An 18135-nucleotide genomic window follows, 5' to 3' on the forward strand; every position below is an offset into this window, starting at 1 on the left:
CCATGGAAAAAATTAGTTTTTTAAATCCTGAATTTTTTTGGTTGTTTTTGCTAATTCCAATAGCAATAGCTTGGCTTTGGTGGAAAAATAAAGAACAAACAGCCACCCTAAAAATAAGTTCTGTTAAAGGATTTAAAGGTTCTAAATCAATATTGGCAAAACTAAAACCTCATTTATCAGGATTACGAATTTTGTCTTTATGTTTTTTAATCATCGCTTTGGCTCGACCAAGAACAGTTGATATTAGTAATCAAACCAAAACTACTAAAGGAATTGATATTGTCATGGCAATTGACCTTTCTAGTAGTATGTTGGCAAAAGATTTGAAACCCAACAGGATGGAAGCTTTGAAAGAAGTAGCCACCAATTTTGTTGACGGACGTCCGAACGACAGAATTGGCGTTGTAGTATATGCAGGTGAAGCTTACACTAAAACACCTGTTACAAGCGATAAAGCTATCGTAAAACAAGCTATTTCAGACATTAAATTTGATAATGTACTTCAAGACGGAACAGGTATTGGAATGGGATTGACCACAGCAATAAATCGGTTGAAAGAAAGTAAAGCCAAAAGTAAAATCATTATTCTTTTAACAGATGGCGTAAATAATTCGGGATTTATAGAGCCAGAAACAGCTTCAGAAATTGCCAAAGAATATGGAATAAAAGTGTACACTATTGGAATTGGAACTAATGGAATGGCTGAATTTCCATATGATTATGCACCAAATGGAAGAGACTTTTTATATAAAATGCTTCCTGTTGAAATTGACCAAGAACTAATGAAAACAATTGCAAAAAACACAGGTGGAAAATATTTTAGAGCAAATAATAATAGTAAATTAGAAAGTATATACAACGAAATCAATAAACTAGAAACAACTGAAATTGAAGAATTGAAATACTATGATTACGATGAAAAATACAGATTATTTGTTATTATCGCAGGAATATTATTATTGATAGAAATCGCATTAAGAAACACAATTTTTAAAAGTTTTATATAAAATCATAACAAAATAAGGTTTAGAATTATAAAGTAAATCTAACATTTAATGTACGAATTAGAAGAAAAAGGTTATTTATATTTATTATTCATCATCCCAATATTGGTGGTGCTTTTTCTCTATGTTCAATTTTGGAAAAGAAAAAAGCAGAAAGAATTTGGTGATTTAGATTTGATTCAAAAATTGAGTCCTGAGAAATCTACTTTCAAGCCAATTTTGAAAATGGCTCTTTTTTTATTAGGACTAACGTTTATTATTATCGGATTGGTTAATCCTAAAATGGGAATCAAAGTTGAAAAAGTAAAACGTCAAGGAATCGATATTGTTTTTGCGGTTGACGTTTCTAAAAGTATGCTTGCAGAAGATGTTGCACCTAATAGATTAGAAAAAAGTAAACAATTGGTTTCACAATTAATCAATCAATTAGGAAGTGATAGAATTGGAATTATTGCCTATTCAGGAAGTGCTTTTCCGGTTTTACCAATGACTTCAGATTATGCTGTGGCCAAAATGTTTCTCCAAAGTATGAATCCTGGAATAATTTCTTCTCAGGGAACTTCTATAGACCAAGCTATTGATTTAGCTAATATTAAGTTTTTTGACAAAAAAGATAAAACCAATAAGTTGTTGATACTAATTTCTGATGGAGAAGACCACACCGATAATGCAGAAACAGCCGCAGAAGACGCTCAGAAGAATGGAATCAAAATTATAACTATTGGAGTCGGAACAGAAAAAGGAGGTCCAATTCCATTGAAAAGAAATGGAGTTGTTGAGAGTTTCCAACGAGACAAAGACGATCAAGTTGTTATCACTAAAAGAAATACTGAAATACTTTCTAAAATAGCTAACAGTTCAAAAGGAGGATATATTGATGGAAATTCTACCAAAACAGTTGTTGATTATGTGAAAAAAGCGATTGAAAATACTGAAAAAACAGAATTTGGGGCCACACAGATGGCCGATTTAAAATCACAGTTTCAATGGTTTTTAGCTTTTGGGTTTTTCTTATTGCTTTTAGACACATTTTTGTTGGAAAGAAGAACCAAATGGGTTAGAAAAATGAATTTATTTAATGAAGAGAAAAAATAGAATTTCACAAATTCTTGGCAATAACAGAATGAAAAAAATTATCACATTACTTTTAATCCTAATCTCTTTTGCAACAAAAGCGCAAGAGAAAGATAAGTTTTTACCAAAAGGGAACGAAGAATTTGCAGAAAAAAAATATGCCGATGCTGAAGCAAATTATAGAATTTCACAATCTAAATTCAAGAAAAAAGCAGTTTCGTCTTATAATTTAGGCACATCAATTTATAAGCAAAATCAACATTCTGAAGCAAAATATCATTTTGCTAAAGCCATTCAAGATGCTAAGACAAAACCCGAAAAACACAAAGCCTTTCATAATCTTGGAAATGTTTTGATGAAAGAAAAAGAATATCAAGGTGCCGTTGAAGCTTATAAAAACGCATTGAGAAACAATCCGAACGATGAAGAAACTCGATACAATTATGCTTTGGCAAAAAAAATGCTAAAAGACAATCCACCACCAGAAAAACCTAAAGAGAATAAAAAAGACCAAGAGAAAGAGAAAAAAGAGGAAAAGAGAGAGCCGGAAAAAGATAACGATAAAAACAAGGACAAAAATAAAGATAAAAAAGACGGAAACAACGACAAAGACAAGGACAAAGGGAATCAACCTCAACAACCTAAACCGTCTGGCGCCTCAAAACAACGAATAGATAATTTGCTTGATGCAGTGAACAACGAAGAGAAAAAAGTTCAAGAAAAAGTAAATGCTCAAAAGGCTTTAGTAAATCCGCAAAAGCCAGAAAAAGACTGGTAATAAATATTACTTGGAATAACTATACTGAATAAATTCAGAAAAAATGAAACGAATATTTTTAATAGTATATATATTTTCTCAATCTCTTTGGGCTCAACAAGTACGATTTGAAGCCTCAACAGATAGAACAACTTATGCATTAAATGAAAATATTGAACTTGCTTTTACTATGAATGTAGATGCAGATAACTTTGAATTACCAGTATTGAATGATTTTAGAGTACAAGGACCCTTTATATCGATAGCAAAATATGATATAAATGGACGAGTTGCTTTTCAAAAAAGATATAAATATTATCTAATTCCCAAAAGAAAAGGAGTTTTTGTAATTAAGGAATCACAAATTGAATTCAATGGTAAAATATATAAAAGCAACATATTAAAAATCAAGATTGTTGATGAAATTAAACAACAAAATAATCCTTTCCAAAATGGAGGAACTATTCGTGTTGATGATAATTTATTCTTGGTAGCAGACATTTCTAAAATTAATCCCTATGTAAATGAACCAATTACAGTAGTTTACAAACTTTATTTTAGTTATAATATAGGAATAATGAATTGGCAAGAATTAAGCAAACCTAAATATAAAGATTTTTGGAGTCAAAATATTGATGTTAATCAAATTCCTGGAGAGGAACTATTTAAAGGAGAAAAATTCAGATATCTTATTATCAAAAAGGTTGTTCTATATCCTCAGAAAGCTGGCAATCTTCAAATTGAACCAATTTCTTTAGATATAGATGTAGAAGTTCCTACTGGAAGAGAAGATAGATATGGGAATTATGAAGTAAGAAATCAAACGAAAAGAGTTTCTGCTGGAAGTAAAGTAATAACTGTAAAGTCTCTACCTGAAGCTGGAAAACCTGCAAGTTTTACAGGAGCAGTTGGTAAATTTAATTTCAGTGTTCTTCCATCCAAAACAACTTTAAAAAATGGTGAATCTCTTGATTTAGATATTAAAGTAGCAGGTGTTGGAAACTTAAAATTATTCAACTTACCAAAGCCAGTGGTGCCTTCAGAACTTGAAATGTATGACCCAGAACATTCAGAAAATGTTTCTACGCCATTATCTGGAATGACAGGAAGTATTTCCGATAGATATACCATTATTCCGCAATCTAAAGGGAATTTTCCTATCAAAGGTTTGGAATTTTCTTATTTTGATCTTTCAACTGGAAGCTATAAAACAATTGCTTCTCCAAACATTATGTTGAATGTTTTGGATGGACCTGGTGTTGTAAGTTCTAACGTAAATTCTGTAGATATTACCTCAAAAACTGTAGCAACACCTTCAAAAACATTTGCCTTTATCAAACAAAAAACGGAGTTAGAAAGTATAGAATCAGACGATTTTTTAGGTTCAAAATTGTTTTATGGATTGCTATTTTTGCCGTTTTTATTAATTCCAATTCTAATAATTTTCAAAAAGCGAAAAGATTCTCAAGACGCTGATATTATTGGGAATAAAACCAAAAGAGCTAATGCTTTAGCTAAAAAATATTTATCGGAAGCCAAAAAACAAATCAATAATAAAGAGCCATTTTATATTGCATTAGAAAAAGCAATGCACAATTTCTTGAAAGCCAAATTAAACATTGAAACTTCAGAAATGAGTAAAGATAAAATCACCGAAATTCTGCTTTCGCGAAACGCAAATTTTGAAACGGTGAAAGAATTTATAACCTTGACAGAAAGTTGTGAATTAGCGCGATATGCGCCATCAACAAGCACTATAATTCATCAAGATTATGACAAAGCTGTTGAAATAATTTCGAGTTTAGAAAAACAAATTAAATAGTAATCATGAAGAAGTTTTTTTATTTATTTCTATTTATTTCTGCATCTGTTTTTGCAACCGATGTTTCTAATCCTTTTGTAGATGGAAATATCCAATACAACGATGGAAAATATGAAGCAGCGATTACAAGCTATGAAAGTGTTTTGGCAAATGGTCAACAATCGGCTGAGTTGTATTTCAATCTTGGAAATTGTTATTATAAATTACATAAAGTTGCGCCAGCTATATACAATTATGAAAAAGCACTACAACTAAATCCAAATGATCCTGAAATTCAAACCAACTTAGATTTTGCTCGAAAAATGGCTATTGACGATATCAAAATCATTCCAAAAGTAGGTTTCGATAAATTAATCGCCGATTTCACTTCGAGTTATCGTTACGATACTTGGGCTTGGATTGCCGTTTTCTTTGGATTCGTTTTTTTAGCTTTCTTTAGTGGATATTATTTCTCTCCAACCGCTTTCAAAAAACGAATGTATTTTTCAGGAATGTTTGTAGTTTTATTGCTGCTATTAACTTCTATCTTCTCAGCATTTTTTGAAAAAAACCGATTAGCAACTGAAAAAACAGCCATAGTTTTTGCTGAAACCGCTTCTGTAAAAGGAGAACCAAAAGCATCTAGTCCTGAAACGATTTTACTTCACGAAGGAACAAAAGTGTACATTCTAGAAAGTATAGCCAATTGGAAAAAAGTACAACTTACGGATGAAAATACTGGTTGGATAAGTGATGAAGCGATAAAGGAACTTTAATTAGTTTTGTTAAAGATGGATAAGAATATCGTCAAGATTATATTAATATTATTTTTCGGGTTTTTAACTCCAATTTTAACTTTACTTGTTCCAGTTGAAGGTGGTGGTGTCAGTTTAATATTTGTTTTAACAATCCCAATTTTAATTGGGATTTCAATACTATTTTCCATTATATATTTCTATCTTGATAAATGGAAATTTACTTCAGAAGGGAAAAGCTTACTTTTATTGTTATTTTGTACTACTTTAATTGCGTTAGCTCTCTTGTTATATCCATATAGACAATATTGAAAATTTAACTAAACCTTTCCCTTCAAGTCCTTAAACCAATCCGTTAAAACCGGCAACATAAATTCAGAAGTTTTTAATATTGGATTGAAAAAAACAGAATTTTCTTGAGTTTCTTTACTAATTAAAGTATCATTAATATTCACTTTTTGAAACAAACTTAAAATAACACCAAGAATTAAAGCTGTTTTGAGTCCACCAAAAATGGCGCCACCAATTCGGTTGATTAAACCTAAAAATAAAGCACTTGCAATTTTAGAAAATACTTTAGCAAGTAAATGAATTCCAATAACAACAAGGATAAAAGTTAGTACGAATGCAAAAACTTTAGCCGATTTAGAATCACCAATAAAGTCACCAACAACAGAAGAAAATTTTACTGCAATATAAATTCCAACAAAAAATGAAATCAAGGAAGCAAATTCAACAATTAGTCCATTTTTAATTCCTTTGAAAATTCCATAACCCAATAAAACACCTAATAAAATATCAATAAATCCCATAGTTTTGATAAAAATGAGCGGTAAAGATATAAGAATATAGAAAATAGAACAAAGAGAAAAGATGGTAAATGTGATATATTTGCAAACTAATTGAAAATTGTAGTTGAAAAGTCTATTTTCTTTTCTCTATTTTCTTTTCTCAAAATAAAAAAAGATGTCTCGAGATATACAACTTAAAGAACGATGGGAAAAAGTCGTTGAAATCCTTTCTAATCAATTTGCCGAAGGAGAACAACTTGACTTAGACGCAATTATATACTTAATTGGTGTTCAGGAACTTGGAAAATTGAAACGCGTTTTTGCCAAAGATGAAAAAGTCAATTTAATGCACATCGCAATTTGCAGATTATTAGAACCTTATGGTTACTATGAATTCGATTTTTTCGATAAAGACGGATGGCCACATTACAAAGTAAAAGAAGAATTACCACCATTAAAAGCAGGCGAACAAACTATTTTAATGAAAGACGCAATTGTGAATTACTTCGTTGAAAAAGAACTTATTGATTAGTTTTCATTCTCATTCTCAGTTATCAGTTTAGAATATTCTGAAAACTGCGACTGCGACTGTTTACTTTCAACTAAAATCCTTAAATTTGCACCTTCAAAGAACGAACGATGATAGACAAGATTAAACAACATATCGAAGAGGCTAAAGCATTCAATGAAAAAAACAAAGAAGCTTTAGAGCAATTTCGTATAAAATATTTGGGAAGTAAAGGATTGTTGAAAGAACTTTTTAATGAGTTCAAAAACATTCCAAACGACCAAAAGAAAGACTTCGGACAAGTTATCAACACACTTAAAGCCGTTGCTGAAGAAAAAGTAAAAACCATTCAAGAAGAGCTTGAAAGCAAAGAAGAAGTAAAAGGTTTTTATGGTGATTTGTCTCGTCCAGGTGAGCTTATTCAAATTGGTTCTCGTCATCCTATATCCTTAGTAAAAAATCAAATTATTGATATCTTTTCAACCATTGGATTCAATGTTTCTGAAGGTCCAGAAATCGAAGACGATTGGCATAATTTTACCGCATTAAATTTGCCAGAATATCATCCAGCAAGAGATATGCAAGACACGTTTTTCATCCAAACCAATCCTGATGTTTTGTTGCGTACGCACACTTCATCGGTGCAAGTGCGTTACATGGAAAACAACAAACCACCAATTCGTACGATTTCTCCAGGAAGAGTTTTCCGAAACGAAGCGGTTTCGTCTCGTTCACACTGTATTTTCCATCAAGTGGAAGGTTTGTATATTGACAAAGACGTTTCGTTTGCCGATTTAAAACAAACTTTGTTATATTTCACTAAAGAAATGTTCGGAAAATCTAAAATTCGTTTACGTCCGAGTTATTTTCCATTTACTGAACCTAGTGCCGAAATTGATATTTATTGGGGTTTAAAAACCGAAACCGATTATCGTATCACAAAAGGAACAGGTTGGTTAGAAATTGGAGGTTGCGGAATGGTAGATCCAAATGTTCTAAAAAACTGCGGCATCAATCCAGACGAATTCTCAGGTTTCGCCTTCGGGATGGGAATCGAACGTATTGCAATGCTTTTACACCAAATTGGCGATATCAGAATGTTCTTCGAAAACGATGTTCGTTTCTTAGAGCAATTTAAATCAAGTATATAAAGACTCATAGATAATAGACAGATAGATGATAGATTCATCTGCTTGTCTTTTATCTTTCAGTCTATCATCTATTCTCTCAAAAATGAAAGCAGACATCACCATCCCAAAAGTAGAAAATGTATTCCTTGCTGCCGTTCAAGAATGGAGCGACGACTTTATGGAAAAAGTTTGGTACGTTTATCTTGTAAATGATTCTGACTACAATATAGAAAATGTAATGGTAGTTTCCAAAGCTTTTGGAACTATCGATGGTGAACAAAAAAAGACTTCGTTATTGCGTCATTCATTTCCAAAAGTTCCAGCGGTTTCTGTTTTTAAAATTGAAATGGTTGAAACAAGTGTACTTAGATTGAACAACGAATTTATGGTATCTTATTTTATTGGCGATAATTTGTATGACAAAAAATTTATCTTCCGTGCCCAAACCATAACTCCAGATTATGTTGAGCAAGTTCCAATTTTGTTTGTTGACGGTGTGATTGTAAGGTAGTTTTTTATTTCGTAGAAATCTATTTCTTGGCGGAGTTTTCTCTTTTAACCTTCTCTTTCCAGCTAAAATATCCTAAAACGAAGATACCTATCACAATATAAGAAACTGCTCTTACATAGAAATTAGTTTCCGAAAGTTGTTGCGAAATAGTTTTTTCTTTAAGCTCAAATAAGGTCATGAAAATAACCATAAAAACACCCCAAAATCCACCCATTTTTAACTGATATTTCCAACGTTCGCTCATGTTAATCTAATTTATCGGTTAGTTTTTTAAACGTACTTTTTGCATCTTTTCCTTCGTACAAAATTTCGTAAACGGCATCAATTATAGGCGTTTTTGCTTTGTATTCTTGGTTTAATTTGTAAGCACTTTTTACAGCATAATAACCTTCGGCAACCATACTCATTTCCATCATAGCCGATTTTACGGTGTAGCCTTTTCCAATCATGTTTCCGAACATTCTATTTCTTGAGAATACCGAATATCCTGTAACTAATAAATCGCCCAAATAAGCTGAGTTATTAATATTACGTTTCATTTTATGTACTTTTCTAATGAATTTCTTCATCTCACGAATGGCATTACTCATAATAACCGATTGAAAATTATCACCATAACCTAAACCATGAGCAATTCCTGCAGCAATAGCATAAATGTTTTTCAACATAGCTGCGTATTCCGTTCCGATAATGTCGTCAGAGATTTTAGTTTTAATATAATTTCCGGCAAGAACTTTGGCAACAACTTTAGCTTTATTTGAATCGCCACAAGCAATTGTTAAGTAAGAAAGTCTTTCTAAAGCCACTTCTTCTGCGTGACATGGTCCAGTAATTACACCAATATTTTCAAAAGGAATATCAAATTTTTTGTTGAAATGTTCGCCAACAATCAAAAATGTTTCGGGAACAATTCCTTTGATCGCTGAGAAGATTACTTTTCCTTTTAAGCTGACAGTAAGTTTCTCTAATTCTGCGCTTAAAAAAGCCGATGGAATAGCGAAGATGATATAATCAGCATAAGCCACAGCCTCATTGATATCGGAAGTTAATCGTAATTTAGTTGTATCAAATTCTACCGAACTTAAATAATTTGGATTGTGTTTTTGAGATTTTATATGGTCAATTGCTGATTGATTTCTCATGTACCAAGCAATTTCGTCTAAATTGACGCACAACATTTTTGCAATTGCAGTAGCCCAACTTCCGCCACCAATTACTGCAAATTTTGGATATTGATTCATTATTAGTTTGTTTGATAATCCAAAAATACTGAAATTTATTTAAAGCAATGCGATTGCATTAGTTTAAGATTCTTAGGGAAAGATTTTGTTAAAAATTAATTTAACTTAAAATTATGATATTCAGTACAATAACAAGAAATAATGGTCGTTATTATATATATGATTTCTGTTAGGTGATTTCATTAGTTTAGTTAGTTAAAAAATTTTGTTTTGGGGTTTGAGAAAGGCGTTCAGGAAGTATATCTTGAACGCCTTTTGATTTTATTTAACCACTAAGACACGAAGAATGCGCAAAGTGCACAAGGATTTTAAATTCTAATCACTATTTACTTTTCACTTCTTCACTAAAACTAGTAACTCATTTCCACAATTTCTCTAACTTTTTCTAAAGTGATATTTTGCTTTTCGCCCATAGCTTTCCAACCTCTTTCTTCAAAACGATTTACGATAAAATCGGCTGTTTTTTCGATGTTTTCTGCGTTTTCAGAGATTTTGGTTTTCATTCCCATGGTGTGGAAAAATTCAATAGTTTTTTCGATGGCTTTTTCAGCTTTTTCCTCTACAGAATTTCCTGTGATGTTCCAAACTCTTTCGCCATATTGTGCTAGTTTGTCTTTCTTGGTTTCAAACATTACTTTGTATAAGTTCGGACCAATAATCGCTAAAGTTCTTGCGTGATCAATTTCGTATAAAGCCGTTAATTCGTGACCAATCATGTGGGTTGCCCAATCACTCGGAACACCTTTTTGAATCAATCCGTTTAACGCCATTGTTGCGCTCCAAACAAAATTTGAAGCTAACTTATAATCACTAGGATTTTCTACTACACTTGGTCCAACTTCGATTAAAGTTTTCAAGATGCTTTCTGCAAATCTGTCTTGAAGAATTGCATCGTGTTTGTAAGTTAAATATTGTTCCATTACGTGTGTAAACGCATCAACAACACCATTTTGCAATTGTCTTTTTGGTAAAGAAATAATCACCGTTGGATCAACAATAGAGAATTTTGGGAATAAAGCACTTCCACCAAGTGTAAGTTTTTCATGAGTTGCTTCAATTGTAACTACAGCACCAGAATTCATTTCAGAACCGGTAGCTGGTAACGTTAAAACGGTTCCAAACGGAATAACTTGAGACAAATCGGTAAATAAAATTCTTTTTCTTAAAATATTGGCTTCATCGCCTTCAAATTTAGAAGCTGCCGAAATAAATTTCACTCCATCGATAACGCTTCCGCCACCAACAGCCAAAATAAAATCGATCTTTTGCCCGCGAATAATTTGAACTGCTTTCATCAATGTTTCAAATCTTGGATTGGGTTCAATGCCACCAAACTCAACGATTTCAAAACCTTTTAAAGCTGAGGTTACGGCTTCGTGAACGCCATTTTTAAAGATACTTCCACCACCATAAGCCACTAAAACTTTAGCGTTTTTTGGAACTAATGTAGCAAGTTTTTCAGTTTGTCCTTTGCCAAAAACATAGTTGACAGGATTGTATAATTCGAAATTGTTCATTGTAAAAATATTTAGAACACAAATTTACAAAACGATTGAACGAACAAGTGGTAAAGGAATGTTAAGTTAAGTTTTTTGAAAGATATTTTTCTCTGAAATAATTCATTTTTTTAATAATATCATCTTGTTGACTTTGGAAACTAAATAAATTATGTTCTTTTTTCCCTTTTAAATTTGAAAAAATTATCAAAGTATAATATGTCAAATATCTGTTAGGATTGACCATAACCCCAAAAGCATAAATTTCACTCCATTCATATTTAACATTTTCAATTTCTATGTTAAAATCAGATATTTTTATTGTTTTAACTTTTTTATTTTTTAGATAAAAGAAATTGAAAGCCATAGCAAGAGCTATAAAAATTAATAAAGGATAATAAAATAAACTATTTTTAAATTTTAAACTAATTATCAGACAAGATATACCAATTATTAATAGCAATGATTTATTAGATTGACTACTTTTAAAAAAAACTTCATTTTCGTTAACAGCAGAATTAGTGAATTCAGATGAAAGGAGGAAGTATGGTTTATTTAAAAGATTATTTGTTATAAAATTGCCCTTTTTAGGAAAACTATCTATTGTTTTGTCAAAATTTTCATTCATAGTTTACGTTTTGAAATAAATTACTTCCTATAAAAATTATTATGATCTACATATTCCCAAACTTTTTCGGGCAATAACGGACGAATATTTTTTTTGTTTTTGATGCTTTCGCGAATAAAAGTTGAGGAAAGTTCGATAACAGGCGCACCAACGCGATGAATTTTATTGTGATTTACAAATTGTTCATCAATTTCACCTGAATTTAATCGCGGATAGACATAAATATCGTGATTTTCTAAAATGTATTCGTAGTTTTTCCATTTGTGAAGCGAATTCAAATTGTCTTCGCCCATAATCAAACAAAACTCGTGTTGCGGAAATTTGTCCTTTAAATGAGCTAAAGTATTTACCGTATAATTAGGTTGAGGTAATTTGAATTCAATATCTGAAGCTTTGATTTTAGGATAATCTTCGGTTGCTAAATTCACTAAATGCAAACGTTGGTAATCATCCAATAAGGTATTCTTCTGTTTGTGCGGATTATGTGGCGTGACAACCATCCAAATTTGGTCCAAATCGGAATGTTCTGCCATGTGATTGGCAATGATCATGTGCCCAACGTGAATTGGGTTGAAGGTTCCGAAATATAATCCTATTTTCATTTTAGTCCTTAGTTTTTAGTCCTTAGTTTTTTAGTCTTTGAACTTAAAAGTTATTTTAGATTTTTTGTAAATGCATTTATCATTTTACTTTCCTCTTCTATTATGAATAATAAGTCATTATAAAGATTTTCGTCTTGAATAAATCCTAATTCTTTTGCGATTACGAGTTGTGTTTCAATTTCATTTAATGAACCTCGAGATATATTTAAAAAGTGATTGAATGATTTATCAGTTTGACGGCCAAAACCCTCTGCAATATTTGATGGAATTGAAACACTTGCTCTTTTTAGTTGGCTTGATAATGCATAAATTTCGTCTTTAGGAAAACTTTGTGTTAGCTTGTATACTTTTAAAACTATACTAATTCCCTTTTGCCAGATAAGTAACTCTTTATACGATTTAACTCCACTCATAATTTTTTTAGATTTCTTGAAACTAAGGACTAAAAACCAGAAATAAACTCTTTTACCAAGTCATATGCTTCTGCCTTAGCAACATCCAAATCATAATTTTTAATGATTTTGTCAAATTGTGGTGCGGTTGCTAATTCAACATGTGCTTTTGCGATGCGCATATTTATTTTTTCATCGCTTTCTGTGGAACGTTGTTTTAATCTTCGTTTTAATTCGTCAACACTAGGTGGTTTTACAAAAACAGCCAATGTTTCTTGAGGAAATTTTGATTTAATTCGCAATCCACCAGAAACATCAATATCGAAAATTACGTTTTTGCCTTTAGCCCAAATACGTTCGACTTCGCTTTTCAACGTTCCGTAATAGTTGTTGGTATAAACCTCTTCCCATTCAACAAACTCCTCGGCTTTGATGTGTTTTTTAAATTCTTCCCAACTGATGAAATAATAATCTTTTCCATCAACTTCTTGACCTCTAGGTTCACGTGTTGCACAAGAAATTGAAAATTCTAAATTCAAATCTTCTTGCTCTAATAAATGCCTCACTATAGTGGTTTTTCCCGAACCCGATGGCGCTGAGAATACTAATAATTTTCCTTTGTTCATTTTATGCTGAATTTATTTCAGTATCTATTCTCTTTATTCTATTCTGTATTTTCTTAAAGAACATTTAAAACTTGTTCCTTAATTTTTTCCAATTCATCTTTCATCATCACAACTAATTTTTGCATTTCAGAATGGTTTGATTTTGAACCCATAGTGTTGATTTCTCTACCCATTTCTTGAGTTATGAAACCTAATTTTCTTCCGTTAGCTTCTGTTCCTGCAAGGGTTTCTATGAAATAATTCAGATGATTTTCTAAACGAACTTTTTCTTCTGTAATGTCGTATTTTTCTAAATAAAAAATCAGTTCTTGTTCAAAACGGTTTTGATCTACATTCACTTGAAGTTCATCTAATGCTGTTTTTAATCGAGTTTTTACAGTTTCAATTCGCTCTTTATCAAATGAAACTGCTTCATTCATCAACGATAAAATATTTCCAATTCGAGCTTGAAATTCTTTTTCTAAAGAAATACCTTCGTCTTTTCTGAAATTAGCAATATTTTCAAGTGCTTCATAAATGACCTTTTGAATTTCTTTCCATTCGTTTTCGTCAATTTCGTCGCGTTCTGTTTTTAATGCGTCAGGCATTCTTACAGCCATTTTCATCAATTCAGTTTCATCAGCATTTGGAATTACAGCTTTCATTTGATTAATGTAACCTTTTACAATAGGCACATTAATTTTAGATGAGGTTTCTTCGCCAGTAACTTCGATGTAAAGAGAAAAATCAATTTTTCCACGTTCTAATCGTTGCGAAATTTGGTTTCGTAAACCCAATTCCATTTCACGGTAAACCGATGGCATTCTTGTATTCAAATCTAAACCTTTACTGTTTAGTGATTTTAATTCTACTGTAATTTTTTTGGTTGGTAATTGCAAAGATGCTTTTCCAAAACCAGTCATTGATTGTATCATTCTTATGTTTTATAGACTTCAAATATATGAAATAGTGTTGATTATTCAGTCACAGTTTTCAGTCATAGTTTATTGCAATAAATTCAATTTTTAAATTCCCAATACTTTCTTACAATATCTCCATTTGTAATGAATAAAGTATCTTTAGAAATTTTGATTTTTCCTTTAAAGGTATAGTCATCGTAGAAAATGAATAGAGAGTCTTTTTTCAATTTGTATTTGAATTCTTTTAATGAATCGATATAAAAAATGGTACTTTTATTGATTTCAAAAGTTGCATTCTCACTGCTACCGTCAGTCCAAATTCCAATTATTGATTTATTGTTTTGTAAAAAGTTAAAAGATGATAACAATAAAATTGTTGATGTAAGAATTAATAAAATATTCACTTTCATTTCAAAATCACTTTTTCTGTGTTACCAAATAAACTCCTGCAAATATTAAAACCGCCGAAAGTAATTTTACCAAACTCAGTTCGTCTTTTCCTAAACCAACAGCGAATATTGTTGCAAAAAGTGGTTGTAAATAAATGAACACGGCAACGGTTGTTGGTTTTAACTCACGCATCGAAATTAGATTTAATAGATAAGTTAGGAAGGTTGAAAAGACTACTACAAATCCAATTTTCCAGAAAATATCTGTTGGAATTGTTGACCAATTTATAGCATCAAATTCGCTCCAGCCAAACGGTAAAACCATGATAAATCCGAAAGTATAAATCCATTTTACGAAAGTAAACGCATTGTATTTATCCATTAGTTTTTTAACCAAAATCAAGTAAAAACCATAAGAAATCGCATTTATAAAAACGAGTAAATTACCCAAAGTAGCATTTGGAGCATTAACCATCGATTTTCCGTAAAGAATCAAAGTTATTGTTCCTGCTAATCCTAAAATTATTCCAAATATTTTGCGTTTCTTCATTCGTTCTTTCATTATGATTGCTGAAAGAATTAATACAATCATTGGCGTGGTAACCATTAAAACCGCACCCATAATTGGAGAAGTATAACTTAGTCCTTTGAAAAAAGTAAGCATATTTAAAGCTACGCCAAATAAAGCAGCAGCTGCAATTCGAGGATAGTCTTCTAAAGCAATTTTTTCTTTGGGTCCAAAAAAGGAAACCAACCAAAATAATAAAACCGAACCACCAACGCGTATGGTGATAAATCCGAAAGGCTCAACATATTTTGGCATTACGTCTTTAGCAATTGTAAAGGTTACACCATAAATTATGGAAACTAATGTTGCTGCAAATAATGCCCAAGTTCTTTTAGACATTTTCTAATGCTTTCATTACTTGCAACATGTTTTGTTGCGTATTTCCAATGTAAATTTTGTCTTGAATTATAAAAACTGGACGACTTATAAAGGTGTAATGTTCTAAAATATACTTACGAAAATCGTCTTCTGTTAAGTTTTTATTCTTCAAATCCATCGATTTATACAACTGCGCTTTTTTGCTGAACAATGCTTCATAACTTCCAGAAAGTGAACGCATATATTCTAATTCTTCAATCGTAATTGGATCTTGTTTTATGTCGTGATATTTCAAATTTGCACTTTTAGGCAACGATTTTATAATTTTTCTACACGTATCGCAACTCGCTAAATAGTATATAGTATCAGTCATAATTTTTTCTTTTTGCAAAGAAAATTCATTTGAAACTTATAATCTGTATTTTTGTAAAAAAATTGCAATCAATGTCAACATTTATTAAAGAAATACACATTCGTTGGGCCGATTTAGACCCAAATTTTCACGTGCGTCATAGTGCATATTACGATTTTGGAGCACAACATCGTGTTGAAATTCTTGAACAATTAGGAATGTCAATGCGTATCATGCAAGAACAACATTTTGGACCAATATTGTTTCGTGAAGAATGTGTTTTTAGAAAAGAAATGCGAATGAATCAAAAGGTTTTTATTAGCACAAAAGTGGGTAAAATAAAAGAAGACGGTTCACGATGGACGCTTATTCACGAATTTAAAAATGATAAAGACGAATTGCTAGCAACCATTACTGTAGATGGTGCTTGGATGGACACAAAACTAAGGAAAATTGCAAATCCAACACCTCAAATTGCAGTTGATGTCATGAATTTAATACCAAAATCAGATAATTTTGCACAATTATAAAATCACAAAATGGAAGCAACATTTAAAATTTGGGAAACCAGCAGAAAAATTTATTTAAAAATAATTGACAATTATTCGTTAGAACAACTGAATAAAATTCCTGAAGGTTTTAGTAATAACTTGGCTTGGAATTTAGGTCACATTATTGTTTCGCAACAAGGTTTGGTATATCGACTTTCGGGTTTGCCAATGAATATTTCATCCGAAATGATGGAAAAATATAAAAATGGGTCAAAACCAACTGCTACAACCCAAGAAGAAATAGAAGAATTGAAAGTGTTATTGTTTTCATTATTAGAAAAAACCAAAGAAGATTATACTAATGGAAAATTCGCTTCTTATAATGAATATACAACTGGCACAGGATTTCATTTAGCAAACATAAAAGACGCCATGGAATTTAATAATTATCATGAAGGAATTCATTTGGGTTTTATTATGAATATTAGAAAATTTATTTAATTTAAAATACCTTTGTAAAAAAATATAGAAATGAAATTCAATACTAAAGTAATACATGGTGGTCAACACCACGAAAAAGTAACTGGAGCTGTAATGACTCCTGTTTTTCAAACCTCAACTTATGCACAAACAAGTCCAGGAATTCCTGTAGGTGATTATGAATATAGTCGTGCTGCGAATCCAACTCGTCAAGCTTTGGAAGATGCTTTGGCTTCAATTGAAAATGGCTCAAGAGGTTTAGCATTTGCATCAGGATTAGCGGCAACAGATTGTTTATTGCGAATGTTTAAAGCAGGTGATGAAATCATTGCAATGGATGATTTATATGGTGGAACTTACAGATTGTTTACACGTTTATATAAAGATAGCGGTATTAAATTTCATTTTGTTGATATGAATGATTTGGATAAATTCCAATCATTGATTAATGAAAACACGAAGTTAGTTTGGGTTGAAACGCCAACCAACCCATTAATGAAATTAGCTGATATTGCAGAAATTGCAAAAATCACTAAAAAACATAATATCCTTTTTGCAGTTGATAATACTTTTGCAACGCCATACTTACAAAAACCTTTAGATTTAGGAGCTGATATTGTAATGCACTCAGCTACAAAATATCTTGGTGGACATTCGGATGTTATTGCTGGAGCTTTGATTATTAAGGATAAAGCATTAGGTGAAGAATTGCATTTCAAACAATTTGCAACAGGAGGAACACTTGGACCAATGGACAGTTATTTGGTTTTAAGAGGAATTAAAACGTTACATTTAAGGGTTCAAAGACATTGTGAAAACGGAATGAAAGTTGCCGAATTTTTAAGCAATCATCCAGAAGTAGCCAAGGTTTATTATCCAGGATTACCTGATCATCCATTCCATGACATTGCTAAAAAACAAATGAGTGGTTTTGGCGGAATGGTTTCATTCACTTTCACGTCAGGAAGAAAGGAAGATGCTATTTCATTTTTAGAAAAGCTAAAAGTATTCACCTTAGCAGAATCTCTTGGTGGAGTTGAAAGTTTAGCCAATCATCCAGCTTTAATGACTCACGCATCAATTCCAGAAGACAAAAGACTTGAAGTTGGAATTACCGATGACTTAGTAAGATTAAGCACAGGTGTTGAAGATATAGATGATTTACTTGCTGATTTAGAACAAGCATTCAGATAAAAAACAAAAACCCGATTCAAATTAAGGTTTAATAGTCAAAAATAGTTGGTAAAAATGTTTTGAGTACCTATAAAATATGATATTGAGAGAAGTTTATTGAAATTCGTTTCAATAAACTTTTTTTATTT

At 31.3% G+C, this 18135-nt stretch carries 23 protein-coding genes; 11 read left to right on the forward strand and 12 right to left on the reverse strand.

What is annotated here, in order from left to right:
• Positions 1-2 precede the first annotated feature (2 nt).
• From ABD771_RS08845 to ABD771_RS08865, 5 genes are read left to right on the forward strand one after another with little or no spacing between them, the layout of a single operon-like run.
• Complete coding sequence (locus ABD771_RS08845) at positions 3-1007, forward strand: vWA domain-containing protein (RefSeq protein WP_345093656.1); 1005 nt, start codon at positions 3-5, stop codon at positions 1005-1007.
• 48 nt (positions 1008-1055) lie between these two features.
• Positions 1056-2099, forward strand: coding sequence for a VWA domain-containing protein (locus ABD771_RS08850; protein ID WP_345093658.1), 1044 nt, complete (start codon positions 1056-1058; stop codon positions 2097-2099).
• A 28-nt stretch (positions 2100-2127) separates the two neighbouring features.
• Positions 2128-2856, forward strand: coding sequence for a tetratricopeptide repeat protein (locus tag ABD771_RS08855; protein ID WP_345093714.1), 729 nt, complete (start codon positions 2128-2130; stop codon positions 2854-2856).
• Positions 2857-2899: 43 nt separating this feature from the next.
• Positions 2900-4657: a BatD family protein gene (locus ABD771_RS08860; protein WP_345093660.1), complete on the forward strand. Its 1758-nt coding sequence runs from the start codon at positions 2900-2902 to the stop codon at positions 4655-4657.
• Between the two features lie 5 nt (positions 4658-4662).
• The gene (locus tag ABD771_RS08865; protein ID WP_345093662.1) at positions 4663-5412 is read left to right on the forward strand and encodes a tetratricopeptide repeat protein; all 750 of its coding nucleotides are present in this window, start codon (positions 4663-4665) and stop codon (positions 5410-5412) included.
• A 299-nt stretch (positions 5413-5711) separates the two neighbouring features.
• Here the strand turns inward: ABD771_RS08865 and ABD771_RS08870 are convergent, their stop codons facing one another.
• Complete coding sequence (locus tag ABD771_RS08870) at positions 5712-6203, reverse strand: CvpA family protein (protein WP_345093664.1); 492 nt, start codon at positions 6201-6203, stop codon at positions 5712-5714.
• Positions 6204-6357: 154 nt separating this feature from the next.
• Here ABD771_RS08870 and ABD771_RS08875 point away from each other — a divergent pair, with 154 nt between their 5' ends.
• From ABD771_RS08875 to ABD771_RS08885, 3 genes are all read left to right on the forward strand, one after another.
• On the forward strand, positions 6358-6714 hold the full coding sequence (locus tag ABD771_RS08875; RefSeq protein ID WP_345093666.1) for a hypothetical protein: 357 nt from the start codon (positions 6358-6360) through the stop codon (positions 6712-6714).
• Positions 6715-6821: 107 nt separating this feature from the next.
• Entirely contained in the window at positions 6822-7841 is a 1020-nt protein-coding gene (pheS, locus tag ABD771_RS08880; RefSeq protein WP_345093668.1) for a phenylalanine--tRNA ligase subunit alpha, read from the forward strand.
• An 82-nt stretch (positions 7842-7923) separates the two neighbouring features.
• A complete protein-coding gene (locus ABD771_RS08885) occupies positions 7924-8331 on the forward strand; it encodes a hypothetical protein (protein ID WP_345093670.1) in 408 nt (135 codons plus the stop codon).
• Between the two features lie 19 nt (positions 8332-8350).
• Here the strand turns inward: ABD771_RS08885 and ABD771_RS08890 are convergent, their stop codons facing one another.
• The 11 genes from ABD771_RS08890 to ABD771_RS08940 all read right to left on the reverse strand — a co-directional run bounded on the left by ABD771_RS08890 (position 8351) and on the right by ABD771_RS08940 (position 15863).
• On the reverse strand, positions 8351-8575 hold the full coding sequence (locus ABD771_RS08890; protein WP_345093672.1) for a hypothetical protein: 225 nt from the start codon (positions 8573-8575) through the stop codon (positions 8351-8353).
• Between the two features lies 1 nt (position 8576).
• Positions 8577-9572 carry an NAD(P)H-dependent glycerol-3-phosphate dehydrogenase gene (locus ABD771_RS08895; protein WP_345093674.1) on the reverse strand — a complete coding sequence of 332 codons (996 nt, stop codon included), beginning with the start codon at positions 9570-9572 and terminating at the stop codon, positions 8577-8579.
• A 350-nt stretch (positions 9573-9922) separates the two neighbouring features.
• Positions 9923-11089 carry an iron-containing alcohol dehydrogenase gene (locus ABD771_RS08900; RefSeq protein ID WP_345093676.1) on the reverse strand — a complete coding sequence of 389 codons (1167 nt, stop codon included), beginning with the start codon at positions 11087-11089 and terminating at the stop codon, positions 9923-9925.
• Positions 11090-11150: 61 nt separating this feature from the next.
• Entirely contained in the window at positions 11151-11696 is a 546-nt protein-coding gene (locus tag ABD771_RS08905) for a hypothetical protein (protein ID WP_345093678.1), read from the reverse strand.
• Positions 11697-11716: 20 nt separating this feature from the next.
• Positions 11717-12298, reverse strand: a complete 582-nt coding sequence (nadD, locus tag ABD771_RS08910) for a nicotinate (nicotinamide) nucleotide adenylyltransferase (RefSeq protein WP_345093682.1) — start codon at positions 12296-12298, stop codon at positions 11717-11719.
• A 50-nt stretch (positions 12299-12348) separates the two neighbouring features.
• Positions 12349-12711, reverse strand: a complete 363-nt coding sequence (locus tag ABD771_RS08915; RefSeq protein ID WP_345093684.1) for a four helix bundle protein — start codon at positions 12709-12711, stop codon at positions 12349-12351.
• Between the two features lie 29 nt (positions 12712-12740).
• Complete coding sequence (gene gmk, locus ABD771_RS08920; RefSeq protein ID WP_345093686.1) at positions 12741-13316, reverse strand: guanylate kinase; 576 nt, start codon at positions 13314-13316, stop codon at positions 12741-12743.
• 53 nt (positions 13317-13369) lie between these two features.
• The gene (locus tag ABD771_RS08925; protein WP_345093688.1) at positions 13370-14230 is read right to left on the reverse strand and encodes a YicC/YloC family endoribonuclease; all 861 of its coding nucleotides are present in this window, start codon (positions 14228-14230) and stop codon (positions 13370-13372) included.
• Between the two features lie 83 nt (positions 14231-14313).
• A complete protein-coding gene (locus ABD771_RS08930) occupies positions 14314-14625 on the reverse strand; it encodes a hypothetical protein (RefSeq protein ID WP_345093690.1) in 312 nt (103 codons plus the stop codon).
• A 7-nt stretch (positions 14626-14632) separates the two neighbouring features.
• On the reverse strand, positions 14633-15511 hold the full coding sequence (locus ABD771_RS08935) for a DMT family transporter (RefSeq protein WP_345093693.1): 879 nt from the start codon (positions 15509-15511) through the stop codon (positions 14633-14635).
• A complete protein-coding gene (locus ABD771_RS08940) occupies positions 15504-15863 on the reverse strand; it encodes an arsenate reductase family protein (RefSeq protein WP_345093695.1) in 360 nt (119 codons plus the stop codon). Before ABD771_RS08940 ends, ABD771_RS08935 begins: the two co-directional genes overlap by 8 nt.
• Positions 15864-15934: 71 nt before the next feature.
• Here ABD771_RS08940 and ABD771_RS08945 point away from each other — a divergent pair, with 71 nt between their 5' ends.
• From ABD771_RS08945 to ABD771_RS08955, 3 genes are read left to right on the forward strand one after another with little or no spacing between them, the layout of a single operon-like run.
• The gene (locus tag ABD771_RS08945) at positions 15935-16372 is read left to right on the forward strand and encodes an acyl-CoA thioesterase (protein ID WP_345093698.1); all 438 of its coding nucleotides are present in this window, start codon (positions 15935-15937) and stop codon (positions 16370-16372) included.
• A 9-nt stretch (positions 16373-16381) separates the two neighbouring features.
• Positions 16382-16834: a DinB family protein gene (locus ABD771_RS08950; protein WP_345093700.1), complete on the forward strand. Its 453-nt coding sequence runs from the start codon at positions 16382-16384 to the stop codon at positions 16832-16834.
• Positions 16835-16864: 30 nt separating this feature from the next.
• Positions 16865-18007 carry a cystathionine gamma-synthase gene (locus ABD771_RS08955; protein ID WP_345093702.1) on the forward strand — a complete coding sequence of 381 codons (1143 nt, stop codon included), beginning with the start codon at positions 16865-16867 and terminating at the stop codon, positions 18005-18007.
• Positions 18008-18135: the final 128 nt, after the last annotated feature.

The organism is Flavobacterium chungnamense, from assembly GCF_039539165.1.
Taxonomy (GTDB): Bacteria; Bacteroidota; Bacteroidia; order Flavobacteriales; family Flavobacteriaceae; genus Flavobacterium; species Flavobacterium chungnamense.